This window comes from Streptomyces manipurensis (genome assembly GCF_049570255.1).
Taxonomy (GTDB): domain Bacteria; phylum Actinomycetota; class Actinomycetes; order Streptomycetales; family Streptomycetaceae; genus Streptomyces; species Streptomyces manipurensis.
On record NZ_CP186950.1, the window covers coordinates 1,717,865 to 1,734,420 of the forward strand.

At 73.6% G+C, this 16,556-nt stretch carries 17 protein-coding genes; 8 read left to right on the forward strand and 9 right to left on the reverse strand.

What is annotated here, in order from left to right; translation table 11 throughout:
* Positions 1-145: 145 nt before the first annotated feature.
* A complete protein-coding gene (locus ACPU2J_RS07890) occupies positions 146-595 on the forward strand; it encodes a cell division protein SepF (protein ID WP_361604530.1) in 450 nt (149 codons plus the stop codon).
* Between the two features lie 9 nt (positions 596-604).
* Here ACPU2J_RS07890 and ACPU2J_RS07895 read toward each other — a convergent pair whose 3' ends face one another.
* Positions 605-1,774 carry an acyl-CoA dehydrogenase family protein gene (locus tag ACPU2J_RS07895; protein ID WP_361604527.1) on the reverse strand — a complete coding sequence of 390 codons (1,170 nt, stop codon included), beginning with the start codon at positions 1,772-1,774 and terminating at the stop codon, positions 605-607.
* Between the two features lie 112 nt (positions 1,775-1,886).
* Entirely contained in the window at positions 1,887-3,533 is a 1,647-nt protein-coding gene (locus tag ACPU2J_RS07900) for an MFS transporter (RefSeq protein WP_420081246.1), read from the reverse strand.
* A 281-nt stretch (positions 3,534-3,814) separates the two neighbouring features.
* Here ACPU2J_RS07900 and ACPU2J_RS07905 point away from each other — a divergent pair, with 281 nt between their 5' ends.
* A complete protein-coding gene (locus ACPU2J_RS07905; RefSeq protein ID WP_420081245.1) occupies positions 3,815-4,930 on the forward strand; it encodes a hypothetical protein in 1,116 nt (371 codons plus the stop codon).
* A 218-nt stretch (positions 4,931-5,148) separates the two neighbouring features.
* Positions 5,149-6,234, forward strand: coding sequence for a phosphatase PAP2 family protein (locus ACPU2J_RS07910; RefSeq protein ID WP_423833007.1), 1,086 nt, complete (start codon positions 5,149-5,151; stop codon positions 6,232-6,234).
* Positions 6,235-6,515: 281 nt separating this feature from the next.
* Here ACPU2J_RS07910 and ACPU2J_RS07915 read toward each other — a convergent pair whose 3' ends face one another.
* Complete coding sequence (locus ACPU2J_RS07915; protein ID WP_423833008.1) at positions 6,516-7,496, reverse strand: helix-turn-helix transcriptional regulator; 981 nt, start codon at positions 7,494-7,496, stop codon at positions 6,516-6,518.
* A 41-nt stretch (positions 7,497-7,537) separates the two neighbouring features.
* A complete protein-coding gene (locus tag ACPU2J_RS07920; protein ID WP_423833009.1) occupies positions 7,538-8,239 on the reverse strand; it encodes a transglycosylase family protein in 702 nt (233 codons plus the stop codon).
* 296 nt (positions 8,240-8,535) lie between these two features.
* On the opposite strand from ACPU2J_RS07920, the gene ACPU2J_RS07925 reads away from it, so the two are divergent.
* Both ACPU2J_RS07925 and ACPU2J_RS07930 read left to right on the forward strand, forming a co-directional pair.
* Positions 8,536-9,342, forward strand: coding sequence for a hypothetical protein (locus ACPU2J_RS07925; protein ID WP_423833010.1), 807 nt, complete (start codon positions 8,536-8,538; stop codon positions 9,340-9,342).
* Positions 9,343-9,551: 209 nt separating this feature from the next.
* Positions 9,552-9,956 carry a hypothetical protein gene (locus ACPU2J_RS07930; protein ID WP_420081242.1) on the forward strand — a complete coding sequence of 135 codons (405 nt, stop codon included), beginning with the start codon at positions 9,552-9,554 and terminating at the stop codon, positions 9,954-9,956.
* 15 nt (positions 9,957-9,971) lie between these two features.
* Here the strand turns inward: ACPU2J_RS07930 and der are convergent, their stop codons facing one another.
* The 5 genes from der to ACPU2J_RS07955 form a co-directional block, all read right to left on the reverse strand.
* On the reverse strand, positions 9,972-11,432 hold the full coding sequence (der, locus tag ACPU2J_RS07935; RefSeq protein ID WP_365081263.1) for a ribosome biogenesis GTPase Der: 1,461 nt from the start codon (positions 11,430-11,432) through the stop codon (positions 9,972-9,974).
* Positions 11,433-11,507: 75 nt separating this feature from the next.
* Positions 11,508-12,218 carry a lysophospholipid acyltransferase family protein gene (locus tag ACPU2J_RS07940; RefSeq protein ID WP_361603210.1) on the reverse strand — a complete coding sequence of 237 codons (711 nt, stop codon included), beginning with the start codon at positions 12,216-12,218 and terminating at the stop codon, positions 11,508-11,510.
* A complete protein-coding gene (cmk, locus tag ACPU2J_RS07945; RefSeq protein WP_420081241.1) occupies positions 12,152-12,880 on the reverse strand; it encodes a (d)CMP kinase in 729 nt (242 codons plus the stop codon). Before cmk ends, ACPU2J_RS07940 begins: the two co-directional genes overlap by 67 nt.
* Positions 12,881-13,064: 184 nt before the next feature.
* Positions 13,065-14,153 (reverse strand): prephenate dehydrogenase, encoded by a 1,089-nt coding sequence (locus ACPU2J_RS07950; protein WP_361603204.1) that lies wholly within the window; start codon positions 14,151-14,153, stop codon positions 13,065-13,067.
* A gap of 127 nt (positions 14,154-14,280) precedes the next feature.
* A complete protein-coding gene (locus ACPU2J_RS07955) occupies positions 14,281-14,724 on the reverse strand; it encodes a YidB family protein (protein ID WP_399822149.1) in 444 nt (147 codons plus the stop codon).
* 137 nt (positions 14,725-14,861) lie between these two features.
* Between ACPU2J_RS07955 and ACPU2J_RS07960 the strand changes: the two genes are divergently transcribed.
* The 3 genes from ACPU2J_RS07960 (at position 14,862) to ACPU2J_RS07970 (ending at position 16,553) form a co-directional block, all read left to right on the forward strand.
* The gene (locus ACPU2J_RS07960) at positions 14,862-15,203 is read left to right on the forward strand and encodes a DUF952 domain-containing protein (protein ID WP_420081240.1); all 342 of its coding nucleotides are present in this window, start codon (positions 14,862-14,864) and stop codon (positions 15,201-15,203) included.
* Between the two features lie 82 nt (positions 15,204-15,285).
* The gene (locus ACPU2J_RS07965) at positions 15,286-15,756 is read left to right on the forward strand and encodes a Rieske (2Fe-2S) protein (protein WP_365081251.1); all 471 of its coding nucleotides are present in this window, start codon (positions 15,286-15,288) and stop codon (positions 15,754-15,756) included.
* 116 nt (positions 15,757-15,872) lie between these two features.
* Positions 15,873-16,553, forward strand: coding sequence for a nucleotidyltransferase domain-containing protein (locus ACPU2J_RS07970; RefSeq protein ID WP_423833011.1), 681 nt, complete (start codon positions 15,873-15,875; stop codon positions 16,551-16,553).
* Positions 16,554-16,556 lie beyond the last annotated feature (3 nt).

Genomic DNA, 16,556 nt, shown 5'->3' on the forward strand with positions numbered 1-16,556 from the left:
CTTGTCCGTGCAACGGATGTTCTGCACCAGTACCGTCACGAAACACTTGCGCGGCGACTATCCACTTGGCGCGTTGTCAGCATCATGGACGAGCATAGGGGCAGCGGAGAGAAGACAGACTGACCGCGGTGAAAGGAGGCAGTCCATGGGTTCGGTGCGCAAGGCGAGTGCCTGGCTGGGTCTCGTGGAGGACGGCGACGACGAGCGCTACTACGACGACGACTACGCGGAGGCCGCTCACGGATCGGTGGCCGGCCCCGGTGACCAGTGGGTCACCGACCCCCGGGTCAAGGTGGCCTCCGAGTCGGCGGTGGAGCACGGCCGCCGGATCGCCACGGTCACCCCGGACGGCTTCCGGGACGCGCGCGGCATCGGCGAGCTGTTCCGCGACGGCGTCCCCGTGATCGTCAACCTGTCGTCCATGGACCCGGGTGACGCGAAGCGCGTGGTCGACTTCGCCGCCGGACTGACCTTCGGTCTGCGCGGTTCGATCGAGCGGGTGGCGACCAGGGTCTTCCTGCTGACCCCGGCCGACACCCAGATCGTGAGCGGCGAGCCCGGCGGGCGCTCCCGCGACTTCTTCAACCAGAGCTGAGCGGGGCCCTCACCGGAAGGCGTCGAGACCGGTGAGCGCCTTGCCCAGCACCAGCTGGTGCATTTCGACGGTGCCCTCGTAGGTGAGCACCGATTCGAGGTTCGTGGCGTGCCGCATGACGGGGTATTCCAGGGAGATCCCGTTGGCGCCGAGGACCGTCCGCGCGGTGCGGCAGATCTCGATGGCCTCGCGGACGTTGTTGAGCTTGCCGAAGCTGATCTGCTCCGGCCGCAGGGTGCCCGCGTCCATCCGCCGGCCGAGGTGGTGGGCGAGCAGGATCCCCTTGTGGAGTTCGAGGGCCATGTCCGCGAGCTTGGCCTGGGTGAGCTGGAAGCCGCCGATCGGCCTGCCGAACTGCTCGCGGGTGCGCGCGTAGTCGAGTGCCGCCTCGAAGCTGGCCCGCGCCGCGCCCATCGAGCCCCAGACGATCCCGTACCGCGCGTGGCTGAGGCAGCCCAGCGGGCCCTTGAGCCCGGTGACGTGCGGCAGCACCGCGTCGGCGGGCAGCCGGACGTCGTCCATCACCAGCTCGCTGGTGACGCTCGCCCTCAGCGACCACTTGTGCTTGATCTCGGGCGCGGAGAAGCCGGGGGTGTCGGTGGGCACCGCGAACCCGCGGATCCCGTCGTCGGTCTGCGCCCACACCACGGCCACCGAGGCGACGGAGCCGTTGGTGATCCACATCTTGCGCCCGTTGAGGACCCAGTCGCCGCCGTCGCGCTTGGCGTACGTGCGCATGGCGGCCGGGTCGGAGCCGACGTCGGGCTCGGTCAGGCCGAAGCAGCCGATCAGCTCGCCCGCGGCCATGCCGGGCAGCCAGCGCTGCTTCTGCTCCTCCGAGCCGTACTTCCAGATCGCGTACATGGCCAGCGAGCCCTGGACGGAGACCAGGGAGCGGATGCCGGAGTCTGCGGCCTCCAGCTCCAGGCAGGCCAGGCCGTACTGCACGGCGCTGGCGCCGGCGCAGCCGTAGCCCTCCAGGGACATGCCGAGCGCGCCGAGGGAGCCGAGCTCCCGCGCCAGCTCCCGGATCGCGGGCAGCTCCCCGCTCTCGTACCACTGGGCGATGTGGGGCAGCACACGGTCCGCGGCCCAGGAGCGGACGGTGTCGCGGACCGCGAGCTCCTCGGGTCCGAGGAGCTCGTCGAGCCCGAGCGGATCGGTGGGTACGAAGGACACGGGGCCTCCCGGCGGCCTGAGCTGGAACCTAGCGGCGCAAGTTTTCCGCGCCCGGCCGACGCTATTGGCCCGGGGCCCTCAAATCCAGCCCCTCCCGGCGGGGCCGGCGCGGTCAGCCGGCCTGTTCCACGGCGGCGGGCCGGACCTTCTCGCCCTTCGCCTGCGCGGGCAGCCGCACCGGCTCGGCCTCGTCGGCGGAGGCACCGCAGTCCATCACCCGCGGGAGCTTCAGTGCCATGACGGCCCCGGCGAACAGCAGACCCGCGCTGACCAGCAGGGTCACGTGCAGCCCGTGCACGAAGGCGTGCCGCGCGGCGGCGTGCAGGGAGGCGCCCGCCGGACCGCCGAGGGCCGCGGCGATCTGGTAGGCCTCGCCCAGGGAGTTCGCGGCGCCCGCGGAGTCGGCCGCCGAGACCCCCGGCACGGACGCCAGGCCCGGCCGGTACGCGGCGTTCATCACACTGCCGAGCAGCGCGATGCCGATGCCCGCGCCCAGCTGGTAGGAGGTCTCGCCGATCGAGGCCGCGCCGCCCGCGGTCTCGGCCGGGGCCTCGCTCAGCATCGACTCGTAGGCCGCGAACAGGGTGGTCTGCAGGCCGAAGCCCAGCAGGACGAAGCCGACGGTGAGCAGCACCGGGCGGTCCTGCTGGCCCATCAGCGTCAGCAGCAGCACGGCGAAGCCGGTGAGCACGAAGCCCAGGGACACCATGGTGCGCGGCCCGACGCGGGCCAGGGTGTACGAGCCGGTCGCGCCGGCGGCCATCGCGGCGAAGGTCAGCGGCAGCAGCCGCAGGCCGGTCTCCAGCGGGCTCAGGTGCAGCACCAGCTGGAGGTACTGGACGGCGATCAGCTCCAGGCCGACGAGGGCCAGCATGGCGAGCACGATGCAGGCGACGGAGGTCGAGAAGGCCGCCCGCGAGAACATCCGCATGTCGATCAGGGGGTGCTCGCGCCGCTTCTGGCGCCGCACGAACAGCACGAGCAGCACCGCGCCGGTCAGCAGCGGCACCAGTGCCTCGGCGTCGAGGAGGTGGCGTTCGGCGCCGAGCCGCTTGATCCCGAGCACGGCGCCGAGCACGCCCGCGGCGGCCATGAGCGCGCCGAGCACGTCCCACGGCCCGTCCGCGGAGCCGCGCGACTCCGGGAGCAGCCAGCGGCCGAGCGGCAGGATCAACGCCATCAGCGGGATGTTGATGAGGAAGACCGAACCCCACCAGAAGTGCTCGATGAGGAACCCGCCGAGGACGGGGCCGCTGGCCGCGCCGATCGCGGCGACGGCCGTCCAGATGCCGATGGCGAGCGCCCGCTCGCGGCGGTCGGGGAAGACCTGCCGCAGGATCGACAGGGTGGCGGGCATGATCATCGCGCCGCCGATGCCGAGCAGGGCGCGCGCGGCGATGAGGACCTGGGCGTTGTCGGCGAAGGCCGCGATCGCGGAGGCGGCGCCGAAGAGCCCGTAGCCGAGCAGGAGGATGCGGCGGCGGCCGACGCGGTCGCCGAGGGTGCCGAAGAGGATCAGCAGCGAGGCGCAGACGAGCGGGTAGGCGTCGACGACCCAGAGCAGCTCCATCGGCCCGGGACGGAGGTCCTCGGTGACGGAGGGGACCGCGACGTGCAGGATCGTCGCGTCGAGGGCGACGAGCACCAGGCTGACGCAGAGAACCGCCAGGACGACCCAGCGGTTGGCACCGCCGGAGACGGCGCCCAGCCGCTGCCAGGGCGAAGGGGTCCCGGCCGTGGCCGCGTTCGTCCCCGCCATGCATGTACCTCCCAGGTGATCCCCCCGCGTTCGGCGGACCAGCGTCGTGGAGCCGCGGGGTGTGGTGCGCTGTGCGGCGTCCAACGGGGTCCGGCATCGACACGCGAGTGAACGGTCAGCGTACGCGAGTTCGTGTGTCCGACACGTGGTCAAGCTCTCATCCCGGAGACGGCCCGCGTGTGGCGTGCGCCACTCCCCCGCACCAACCCCTCCCCCGTGTACACGCCCGATCACGCACCGTGGTTCTCGGCCCCGACCCCGATCCGGCGCCGTCGATAATCATGCCCGTGGAAGATCTTGGATTTCGCCGGGCCGCGCCCGCCCTGGCCGCCTTCGCCGCGGTCCGGCTCCTCGGGCTGGCCGTGCTCGCGGTGTGGGGCGCGGTGGCCGGCAGCAGCCCGCACACGCTGCTGTCGGCCCGCTGGGACTCGCTCTGGTACGCCCGCATCGCGGGCGGGGGGTACGGGTACGAGGTGGTCCTCCCGAACGGGGACGTGCACTCGAACCTGGCGTTCTTCCCGCTGCTGCCGTGGCTGGAGCGGCTGGTGTCGGCGGCGACCGGACTGTCGTACGGCTCGGCCGGCCTGGTGGTGTCGGCGTTCGCCGGTCTCGCCGCGGCCTGGGGGATCTTCGCGGTGGCGGACCTGCTGTACGGCCGGCGCACCGGCGTGTTCGCGGTCGCCGTGTGGGCGGCGCTGCCGGTCGGGATCGTGCAGTCGATGGCCTACAGCGAGTCGCTGTTCACCGCCCTGGCCGCCTGGGGCCTGTACGGGGCGCTGCGCGGCCGGTGGGTGACGGCGGGGCTGCTGGCGGCGGGGGCCGGGCTGACCCGCCCGGTCGGCGCGGCGGTCGTCGTGGCGGTGTGGGTGGCCGTGGCCCTGGCGCTGCGGCGCGGCGAGCGCTCGTGGCGGATGGCCGCGGGGGCGCTGCTGGCTCCGGCGGGCGCGGCGGCGTACGTGCTGTGGGTGGGGGCGCACACCGGGGGCGGCCTGTTCGGCTACCTCGACGTGCAGGCCGGCTGGGGCAACGGCTTCGACGGCGGCTGGGCCTTCGCCCGGTTCGTCGGGGAGAAGCTGGCCTCGTCCGCGTTCCCCGCGGGGCTGGGCCTGACGGCCGGGGTGGTGCTGGTGGTGTGGCTGTACGTGCTGTGCGTGCGGCGGCGGCAGCCCGCCCCGCTGCTGGTGTACTGCGGGATCGTCGTCGCGCTGGCGCTGTGCGCGTCCGGGTACTTCGGGTCGAAGCCGCGGCTGCTGCTGCCGGCGTTCCCCCTGATGCTGGTGCCGGCGGCGGCGCTGGCGGGGTGGCGGACCCGGTGGGCGGTGCTGGTGGTGGGAGCGGCCGCGGTGGGCTCGGCGGTGTACGGGGCGTTCTGGCTGAACGGCTCCGGGCCGCCGTAAGCGGTGTCCCGGCTTTCCGCGGGCATTGGAATCCACCTGCGCCAATAAAGTCGAAATAAGTACCCGAAACCTTTTTCGGACTCGGGATCGAAGGGCATCCAACCCCTCCCGAAATACCGGCAATTAAGCACCGCGTGAGACCAACTCCACATCACATGGTCATCACAAAGCCCGCGATTCGCCCGGGCCGACCATCGCCGGGCGGTAACGTCGATTGAGTGCGTACCGATCAAATCCTGACCCGTCTGGAGCGGGTCTTCGCCCGGCTGGACCGGGAACCGGAGCGACCGGCTCATCTGCAGACCCCGCAGATGAGCCGGCACCGCGTCGTGCTCCTGGGGTCGACCCTCGCGTTCTACCTGGCCATCGTGGTGGCCGTGCTGACCACGTCCTGGCTGGTCCGCCTGGACTGGCAGATCATGTTCTTCCGCCCGTACGAGCAGTGGCCGCAGCTGCACGCCTTCCTCGACTACCTGGTCGTGCTCGGCCAGCGCGGCCCGACGGCCGTCATGGTCGCCGCGTGGCTCGGCTGGCGCTCCTGGCGGCAGCACACCCTGCGCCCGCTGATCACCCTCGGCGTCGCGCTGCTCCTGCTGAACGTCACCGTCGGCTCGGTCAAGCTGGGACTCGGCCGGCTCGGCCCGCACTACGCCACCGAGATCGGCTCCGCCGAACTCTTCGCGGGCGGCGATATATTCCCTTCCGGCCACACCGCCAACGCCGTCGTGACCTGGGGAATCCTGGCCTACCTGGCGTCCACGGTGGTCACCCGGCGGGTGCTGTCGGTGGTGTCCGCGGTCGTATCGCTGAGCGTCGGCGCCACGACCGTGTACCTGGGCACGCACTGGGTGAGCGACGTCCTGCTGGGCTGGTCCGCGGGTCTGCTGATCATGCTGGCCCTCCCCTGGTTCGAGCCGCTCATCGCCCGGACCGAGGCCTACGTCTTCGACGTGCGCGAGGCGCTGCGCCGCCGGGCCGAGACCGGCCGGATGCCGGCCCCGGTCGTCGCCGCGCTCACCCCGCTGCTCTCCGCGGGCGGCAAATGGCAGTTGAGGCCCGCGGCGGAGGGCGCCGGCCAACCGGCCCCCGCTCCGGCCCCGGCCCCGGCCGCACCCTCGGGCACCGCCGCGGCGACCCCGGGCGGGCACTCCCCGGCGCCCCGGCCCGCCGCGCACACGGCCGGACGCCAGCACGTGATCCGCTCCGAGCGGACGCCCGTCACCCCGGCCGGCAGCCGCCGCCCCGCGCACACCGAGCGGGCCGCGGCACGGGGCACGGCGGCCCGTCCGGTCGCCGGAGGCTGAGACCGCGGCGCGGGGCGGTACGCACCACGTGCCCCGCGCGGAGAAGGCGGGCCGGGTCCTGGACCCGGCCCGCCTTCGGCGTTCGTCAGCGCCACGCCCGGACGTTCGTCCATCCCGGGTCACGCTTGTGTCACAGAATATCTACAGTCGCCAATTGCTTTCCGACCCGCGACACGCCCGGCCCACGAACGCATTGGAATTCCCGTCGATATCGGCGCGATTGACGCATCCGATTTGGACCCGAAGCACGGACCGGCGGGGCTGAACCCTCCTCAGATCCCCTACATTTCCTTCACTTCGCCCTGGTCCAGGGCACGCCCGAGGAGATCTCGCGCGGCCCGGATCCGGTCCGTCAGCTCGGGCGGTTCCACGACTTCGAACTCACAGCCGAGCAGCATGATGTGAATGACCAGGACGTCCAGGTTCGCCGCGCCGGTGCGCAGGAGGCAGGAGCGGTCGTCGACCGGTTCCAGCACCCCGTCGCTCGGACCGACCACCTGCGCCGCCTCGTGCGCGGACATCCTGAGCCGCACCACCGCCTGCGCCGCGTAGACCCGCTGCGACACCCCCCGGGAGACGTAGGCGGCCAGGTCCTCGGCGGGCGGCGGGCGCGGCACGAACCGCGGTCCGTGCGGCGGCCGGGGCTCGATCCGGTCGGCGCGGAAGGTCCGCCAGCCGGCCCGGTCCAGGTCCCAGGCCACCAGGTACCAGCGCCGTTCCGTGCACACCAGCCGGTGCGGCTCGACGGTGCGGCGGGTGCTGTTGCCGTCGTGGTCCCGGTAGTCGAAGCGCAGCCGCTCCGCGTCCCGGCACACGGCGGCCAGCCCGCTCAGGACCGAGGCGTCCACCGTGGAGCGCTGGGCCCGGCGCAGCATCGGCACGGTGAACTCGTTGAGCGCGGAGATCCTGCGCCGCAGTCGGGAGGGCAGGACCTGCTCCAGCTTCGCGAGGGCGCGTACGGAGGCCTCCCCGATGCCCTCGACGCCGTTCCCGGCGGCCGTCCGCAGCCCGACGGCGGCGGCGACGGCCTCGTCGTCGTCCAGCAGCAGCGGCGGCAGCTCGGCCCCGGCGCCCAGGCGGTAGCCGCCGCCGGTGCCGGGGGTGGCGTTCACGGGGTAGCCGAGCTCCCGCAGCCGGTCCACGTCGCGCCGGACCGTCCGCGGGGTGACCCCGAGCCGCTCGGCGAGTTCGGGGCCGCTCCAATCGCGTCGGGCCTGGAGGAGGGACAGCAGGCGCAGCAGCCGGGCGGAGGTATCGGGCACCCCCCGAGTCTGCCAGGGCCGCGGTCGCGGCCGGGGGGCGGTCAGCGGTGCGGCACCGGTCCCGGTACGGGGGCCCGTCCCGGGTCCGGGACGGGACCGGGGTCCGGAGCCGGTGCGGGCGCGGGTGCCGGCTCGGGCTTCGGCTGCGGCGCCGGGCGCGGCTCCGGGAGGAGGAGCAGGGTGCCCACCGCGATCGCGGCCGGACTCACCCCGATCACCTCCCGGTTGGCCTCGTACAGGGCCTGCCAGCCCCCCTTCACCCCGCGCTTGCGGGCGATCGTCGCCAGGGTGTCCCCGGGCCGGACGGTGTGCATCCGCCCCGCCAGCCCGTACCGCTTCGAGCACACCGGCCACGCGTTCCACCCCTGCGCGGCGAGGACCTCCTCAGCGACCCGGATCTGCTGGGCGCGGCTCGCCAGGTCGGCGCGCCGGGCGAAGGCGAGCCCCCCGTACTCCTCCCAGGTCGGCTGCCAGAACTGCAGCCCGCCGTAGAAGCCGTTGCCGGTGTTGACCGCCCACCGCCCACCGCTCTCGCAGTCGGCCACGCAGTCCCAGGGCCACTGCCCGCCCGGACCGCAGTCCCCCGGGCCGCTCCCGATCACCCCGGGCGAGCCGGGGTGCGCGGCTCCGGCCGGTCCGGGGGCGGGCGGGGGCGGGGCCGCGTCCGCCCGCCCCCCGGGGAGGGCGAGCACCAGCACGGCGGCGGCGACCCCGGCGGCCCGGGCGATCCGGAGGTTCGGCATCGGATCACGCTAGGCAGACCCCGGCCGCCCGCCGGGGCCCGCCACGCGGCGGACCGGCGCTCCCCACCCGGTCGGCCGAGCCGCCACACCCCTCCAAACGGCCACCCCCGGCCATCAACTGCGCACAATCGGATGCACGTTGACACGTTTCCGAAACCGAGGTCGGGCAGTTCACCCTTCCGGGCGCCCGGTTCGAATCCGTTCCCTCAAATGGCGTGACCCCGGCCGCCGCTGTCCCGTTGAGCCCGGCGAGCCGGGAGCCTCCCGGACCCGCACCTATGCCGAGGAGCCACCCCGTGCCGCGCATGCTCGACGTCAGTGATGAGGTACGTGCCGAGATCGGCGACGAAGAAGCCGACAGGCTGCTCGTCGGCGACGACGCGCCGCGCAGTTACGACTGCACCTCCTGCCGCACCCCGGGCGACCCCGAGAACGAGCGCACCAGCACGGTGCTGTTCGTCGGCGAGGAGACCGCCGTGCTCGCCTTCGCCCACGCCGCCTGCATCCCCTCGCAGGTCGTCTCCGTCTCCGAGGAGCAGCTCCAGGGCGCCGTCCGCAGCATCACCGGCGACAGTCCGGCCGCCCCCGAGGGCACGGCCGCCCCGCAGAACGTGCCGGGCGGCCAGGCCGTCCTCGGCATCACCAGCGGCCTGGTCCTGATCGGCGGCGAGCTGCACCCCGCGCTGGTCGTCGAGCCGACCGCGCCGATCGCCCGCCCCGGCAGCGACGGCCCCGGCGACGACTTCCTCCCGCTGCTGATCGAGCAGGGGTTCATCCCGGTCACCGACACCTCCGAGCTGCCCACCCTGCTGGGCGGCTGGTCGGTGCTGCTGGCCGCGGGCCAGCTGCACGCCGTCCTGCAGCCGGGCGCCGAGGGCGGCGGCCAGGTCGCCTGGTGGCAGGCCCACCAGGCCCTGTCGGTCACCGAGGGCTGGCGGACCGCGGTCAACAAGACCCAGCGCGTCCTCGTCTACGCCGCCCCGGTGGGCTCCATCGGCCAGCAGCCCCGGGAGGACCTGCTGCGCGACGCGCTCGACAAGGCGGCCGCGGCCGGCAAGCTCGTCGCCGCCGCGATGCCGCTGGCGGGTACGTCCGGCGCCTGATCCCGGCCGGAACCGGAACGGCCGCCCGGCCCCCTGCCATGGGGGCCGGTGGGCATGCGCCGGGGGTGTGCGGTCCGTCCCGCACACCCCCGGCGATCTGTGTTTCCGGGCCCGTCACCCCGCATCCGCAGCGCGCCGGTTTCGTTGGCTGATACGTGCATCCATACGACTCCTCCCGCGCCCCGTCCTATCCGAGCGCCGTCCCCGCCATGCGTCCCGTACGCGACCGGGACAGCTCGCCGGCCGTCTCGCACACCCCGATCTACGACACGCTGTACTCGGAGTACCTGCGCGCCTTCCGGGCCCTGCCGGGCGACCGCACGGGCGAGGAGAACCTCGGGTTCACGGCCTTCTCGTACGGCGGCGGCTACACCGTCGGCTCGTACGGGGGCGCCTGGAGCGGCTCCGCCTGGCAGCGGACGGACTGGCAGCCCTCCTACCCGGCGCAGGCCCCGCAGCAGGACGGGAGCCAGGGCCAGGCACCCGCGCAGACCCCGGCCCAGCCGGCCTACTCCTACGCGGGCGGGTCCGGATACGGCGGCGGGCGGCAGCACCAGACCGGTATGACGACCGTCCCGGCGGCCCTGCCGCCCGCTCCGCGCCGGGGCTACTGACCCCGGCACCGCCCGCTACTTCTTCTTGTACTGGGCGCCGCGCTTCTCGCGCACCCGCACCGAGATGTGGATCGGGGTGCCCTCGAAGCCGAACTCCTCGCGCAGCCGGCGCTCGATGAAGCGCCGGTAGCCGTGCTCCAGGAAGCCGGAGGCGAAGAGGACGAAGCGCGGCGGCTTGCTGCCGGCCTGGGTACCGAACAGGATGCGGGGCTGCTTGCCGCCGCGGATCGGGTGCGGGTGGGCCGCGACGACCTCGCCGAGGAAGGCGTTCAGCCGGCCGGTGGGGACGCGCGTCTCCCAGCCCGCGAGGGCGGTCTCGATCGCCGGGACCAGCTTCTCCATGTGGCGGCCGGTGAGCGCCGAGACGTTCACCCGGGGCGCCCAGGAGACCTGCTGCATCTCGGTCTCGATCTCGCGCTCGAGGTAGTAACGGCGCTCCTCGTCCAGCTCGTCCCACTTGTTGTAGGCGATCACGATGGCGCGGCCGGCGTCGACGGCCATGGTGATGATGCGTTGGTCCTGGACGCTGATGGTCTCGGTGGTGTCGATCAGGATGACCGCCACCTCCGCCTTCTCGACGGCCGCGGCCGTGCGCAGGGAGGCGTAGTAGTCGGCGCCCTGCTGGAGGTGGACCTTCTTGCGGATGCCGGCGGTGTCGACGAACTTCCAGGTGACGCCGCCGAGCTCGATCAGTTCGTCGACCGGGTCACGGGTGGTGCCGGCCAGCGGGTTCACGACGACCCGCTCCTCCTTCGCGACCTTGTTCAGGAGCGAGGACTTGCCGACGTTCGGGCGGCCGATCAGGGCGATGCGGCGCGGACCGCCGGGGGCGGTGCCGCCGAAGGTCTGCGCGGGGGCCTCCGGCAGGACCTCCAGGACCGCGTCCAGCATGTCACCGGTGCCGCGGCCGTGGAGCGAGGAGACCGGGTAGGGCATGCCGAGGCCCAGCGACCACAGGTAGGCCGCGTCGGACTCGCCGCTCTGGCCGTCGACCTTGTTGGCGCACAGGACGACGGGCTTGCCGGACCGGCGCAGCAGCTTGACGACGGCCTCGTCGCTGTCGGTGGCGCCGACCTTGGCGTCCACGACGAAGACGACCGCGTCGGCGGTCTCGATGGCGTACTCGGCCTGGGCGGCGACGGCGGCGTCGATGCCGAGGACGTCCTGCTCCCAGCCGCCGGTGTCGACGACCTTGAAGCGGCGGCCGGCCCACTCCGCCTCGTAGGTGACGCGGTCGCGGGTGACGCCGGGCTTGTCCTCGACGACGGCCTCGCGGCGGCCGATGATGCGGTTCACCAGGGTCGACTTGCCCACGTTCGGGCGGCCGACGACGGCGAGGACGGGCAGCGGGCCGTGGCCCGCCTCCTCGATGGCACCTTCGACGTCGTCGAGGTCGAAGCCCTCTTCCGCGGCGAGCTCCATGAACTCCGCGTACTCGGCGTCGCCGAGTGCTCCGTGGTCGTGCTGGTCGTTCATGAAGTCCGTTCCTCGTCGTTCGTGGTGATCGGTGGTGCCCGCGCAGCGCGGTTCCACTACTGGGTCAAGTCTCGCTCAGCGCCCGGTGAGGCGCTTGGCGTCGGCCAGGTGGGCGGTCAGCCGGTCCTGGATGCGTACGGTGGCCTCGTCCAGTGCGGTACGGGTCCGGCGGCCACTGCCGTCCCCGGCGTCGAAGGCCGAGCCGAAGACGACGTCGACCCGGCTCTTGAAGGGCGGGAGCCCCGGTATGAGCCTGCCGCGTCCGTCACCGCTGCCGAGGACGGCCACGGGGACGACGGGCGCGCCGCTGCGGACCGCGAAGTACGCGAGGCCCGCGCGCAGCGAGGCGAAGTCGCCCTCGCCCCGGGAGCCCTCGGGGAATATCCCGAGTGCGCCGCCCTGGTCGAGGACGGCCAGGGCGCGGCCCACCGCGGTGCGGTCGGTACCGCTGCGGTCGACCTTGACCTGCCCGATCCCGTCCAGGAAGGGGCCGAGCGGGCCCACGTACGCTTCCTTCTTGATCAGGAAGTGCAGCGGTCGCGGCGCGGTCCCCATGACCATCGGGCCGTCGATGTTGTGCGTGTGGTTCACGGCGAGGATGACGGGGCCCGAGGCGGGCACCTTCCAGGCGCCCAGTACGCGCGGCTTCCACAGCCCGTACATGAGGCCGATGCCGATGCGCCTGCCGACCGCCGCACCCTTGAGGGAGGGCGCTTGGCTCACTTGCCGGCCGCCCGCTTCTCCGCGCCCGCGTCCCGGCGGTCCGCGACCAGGGTCACGACGCATTCGATCACCTGGTCGAGCGTGAGCTCGGTGGTGTCCACCTCGACGGCGTCGTCCGCCTTGGCCAGCGGGGAGGTCTTGCGGCCGGAGTCGGCGGCGTCGCGCCTGATCAGCGCTTCCTTGGTGGCCGCGAGGTCGGCGGCCTCCTTGCCGCGGAGCTCGCCGCTGCGCCGGGCGGCGCGCGCCTCGGCGGAGGCCGTGAGGAAGATCTTGAGGTCGGCGTCGGGCAGGACGGTGGTGCCGATGTCCCGGCCCTCGACGACGATGCCGGTGGCTCCTTCGGCCGCCTCGGCGGCGATGGAGCGCTGGAGTTCGGTGATCAGGGTGCGCACCTCGGGGACGGCGCTGACGGCGCTGACCTTCGAGGTGACCTCCTGGGTGCGGATGGGGCCGGAGGCGTCCAGGCCGTCCACGGTGATCGTGGGGGCGGCCGGGTCGGTGCCGGAGACGATGGCGGGCTTGCCGGCGGCCAGGGCGATGGCCTGCGGGTCGTCGGTGTCGATGCCGTTGGTGATCATCCACCAGGTGATGGCCCGGTACTGGGCGCCGGTGTCCAGGTAGCGCAGCCCGAGCTTGGCGGCCACGGCCTTGGAGGTGCTGGACTTGCCCGTGCCGGAGGGACCGTCGATGGCGACGATCACGGCGGACGGAGCTGCGGTTTCCACGGTGTGGGCACCTTCCTGGTTGCGCCTACGTGTCCGGGCGCGGCAAAGCGCCCCTCTCCAAGGTTACCGGGCCCCGGCGCCCGCCGGTTCCGCACGTACGTTCCGGTCCGCCACCGGGCCGGCGATCCGCCTCACCCCGTGCGGATCCCGGCCGTCCGGCCGGGACCGCGTCGCGCGGGGGGCCTCACTGCTGGCGCAGCGCCCAGCCCCGCTCGCGCAGCTCGGCCGTGAGCCCGGCGGCCGCCCGCGGCTCGACCATCAGCTGGACCAGACCGGCCTGCTGGCCGGTGGCGTGCTCGATGCGGACGTCCTCGATGTTGACACCCGCCCGGCCCGCGTCGGCGAAGATCCGCGCCAGCTCGCCCGGCTGGTCGCTGATGAGCACGGCGACCGTCTCGTAGACGGTCGGCGCCGCGCCGTGCTTGCCCGGCACCCGCACCCGGCCCGCGTTGCCGCGGCGCAGCACGTCCTCGATGCCCGCGGCGCCGCCGCGGCGCTTCTCCACGTCGGCCGACTGCAGGCCGCGCAGGGCCTCCACGGTCTCCTCCAGGTCGGCCGCGATCCCGGCGAGGACGTCGGCCACCGGTCCGGGATTGGCCGAGAGGATCTCCACCCACATCCGCGGGTCGGAGGCGGCGATCCGGGTCACGTCGCGGATGCCCTGCCCGCACAGCCGCACCGCGGTCTCGTCGGCCTCCTCCAGGCGGGCGGCGACCATGCTGGAGACGAGCTGCGGGGTGTGCGAGACGAGGGCCACGGCCCGGTCGTGGGCGTCGGCGTCCATGACCACGGGTACGGCGCGGGCCAGCGCGACCAGTTCCAGGGCGAGGTTGAGGACCTCGTGGTCGGTGTCGCGGGTGGGGGTCAGCACCCAGGGGCGGCCCTCGAAGAGGTCGGCCGTCGCGGCGAGGGGGCCGGACTGCTCCTTGCCGGCCATCGGGTGGGTGCCGATGTAGGCGGTGGTGTCGACGCCGAGCGCGGCCAGTTCCCGGCGCGGTCCGCCCTTGACGCTGGCGACGTCGACGTAGGCGCGGGCCGCCCCGCGCCCGATCAGGTCGGCCAGGGTCGCGGCGACGTGCGCGGGCGGGACGGCGACGATCGCGAGGTCCACCTGGCCCTGGGGCGGCTCGTCGGTGCCGGCGCCGAGCGCGGCGGCGGTGCGGGCCCGGTCGGGGTCGTGGTCGGCGAGGTGCACGGTGATCCCGCGGGCGGCCAGGGCGAGCGCCGCGGAGGTGCCGATCAGTCCGGTTCCGATGACGGCGGCGGTTCTCACGGGATGCTCCAGGGGTGCGGACGGGCGGTGACGATCTTCGGTCACAGACTAGCCAGCCCGTGCGCGGCGGGGCCCGGCCGTCCGCCCGGTGGGACGGCGGCCGGGCCCCGTGCTCCGGTGCCGGCCGTCAGAGCCGCTGGGAGCGGATGATGTCCTCCAGCGAGCCGGTCGGCAGCTGTCCCTGGGGGGAGAGCTTGTCGACGGCCGTCGGCAGGGTCTGGGCGATCTGGTCGGCGGCGGCCTGCGGGGTGACCCCGGCCTGTTCGGCCACCTGCTGCAGGGTCTGGTCCGGGAGGGCCTCGGCGATCTGGGCGCCGCTGACGGGCTTGTTGTCTCCGGTGCCGATCCAGGACTGGGCCTGGTCGGCGAGCCCGGACTTGGTGAGCATGTCCAGGAGGCCGCCGAGGGGGTTGCCGCCGTTGCTCGCGCCCGCTCCTCCGGCGCCTTGTGCCCCGCCGGCGCCGCCCATGAGCGAACCGAGGAGCGCGCCGAGGATGTTGCCCCCGCCGCTCCCGCCCTGGCCGCCGCCGAGGAGGCCGCCCAGGAGCGAGCCGAGGTCGTTTCCTGCCATGGTCCTGCCCTTCCGCAGAGGGCCGGGTCGCGCGGACCGCGCCGTACCCGGTTGAGAGACACGGACAATGTCACCCGAAGCGGATGGTGCCGCCACTTGGCCCACACGCCCCCGCCCGCTGCGGTAGAACGATCGGCATGATCTTCCACATCGTCACCCTGGCCGACTGGGCCGCGCAGCCCGGCCTCCCGTACGCCCCCTCCTCCCTGCGTTCGGAGGGGTTCGTGCACTGTTCGGCCGACCGGGCTACGGCCCTGGAGATCGTGGACTCGCACTACCGCGCGGTGCGGGGGACCCTGCTGGCGGTGGGACTCGACGAGGACGCGCTCACCGCGGAGGTCCGCCGGGAAGGTGATTCCGGTGGCCGCTATCCACACGTCCACGGCCCGTTGAACCGGGACGCCGTGGTCCGCGTGTGGGAGGTCGTAAGAACACCCGGCGCACCCGCCTCACTGGCACCGTGGGAGCCGGGCCCGTGAATCGGCGCGGCAGGCTTCACCCGGAGCCCGCCGCAGGCCAGGATGCTGCACGCTGATCCGGCCACAGAGCGAGGAGAGACTCATGAGTGACCTCACGCACACCGCCCGGCGCACGGTACTGGCGGCGGGCGCGGCCGCCGTGGCCGGCGGTGCGCTCACCGCCTGTGGCGGCGGGGACGGCGGCTCGGCGCCGCAGGGGGAACAGGGGGCCGCCACTCCGCCGGCCTCCGCTCCCGCCGCGGCGGACCCGGCCGCGGGCAGCGCCCAGGTGATCGCCAAGGCCGCGGACGTCCCGGTGGGCGGCGGCAAGATCCTCAAGGAGGAGAAGATCGTGGTCACCCAGCCCACGGCCGGCTCCTTCCGCTGCTTCACGGCGGTCTGCCCGCACCAGGGCTGCCTGGTGACCAAGGTCGGGAACGGCACCATCGACTGCGCCTGCCACAACAGCGAGTTCAACGCCACCGACGGGGCGCGGATCAAGGGCCCGGCCACCAAGGGCCTGGCCGAGAAGAAGATCAAGGTGGCCGCGGACGGGAACATCACCCTCGCCTGACGGGCCCGCTCCCCGCCCCTCCCGCCCTCCGTTCGGCCGGCCGTACGCGATGCCCGGCCCTCCGGCCGGGAAAAAGGGGAGGGCGGGGCCGGGGAGCCGTCCCGTACGCTCCCCGAATGGACGATCTTTCACTGGTGCGGGACCACTCGGTCTACCGGTGCGTGATGGGCTCCCGCGCGTTCGGGCTGGCGACGGAGGCGAGCGACACCGACCGGCGCGGGGTCTACCTCGCCCCGACGCCGCTGTTCTGGCGGTTCGACAAGCCCCCCACCCATGTGGAGGGTCCGCGGGAGGAGCAGTTCTCCTGGGAGCTGGAACGATTCTGCGAGCTCGCCCTGCGGGCCAACCCGAACATCCTGGAGTGCCTGCACTCGCCCCTGGTGGAACACCTGACCCCGCTCGGCGAGGAACTGCTGTCCCTACGGGGCGCCTTCCTCTCCCGGCGGGCCCACGTCAGCTTCGGCCGGTACGCGGCCTCCCAGCACGGCAAGCTCCTCGCGGACGTCCGGCTCCACGGCGCCCCGCGCTGGAAGCACGCCATGCACCTGCTGCGCCTGCTGCAGTCCTGCCTGGACCTCCTGCGCACGGGCCGTCTGACCATCGACGCGGGCCCGCACCGCGAACGCCTCCTCGCGGTACGGCGCGGCGAGCTCGGCTGGGACGAGGTCGACGCCTGGATGACCCGTCTCCAGGAGGAGACGGAGCGGGCCCTGTCCGGGACGCCGCTGCCCGCCGACCCGGACACCGCCCGTGTGGAGGACTTCCTGATCCGCGCCCGCCGCGCCTCGGCCGCCTAGCCG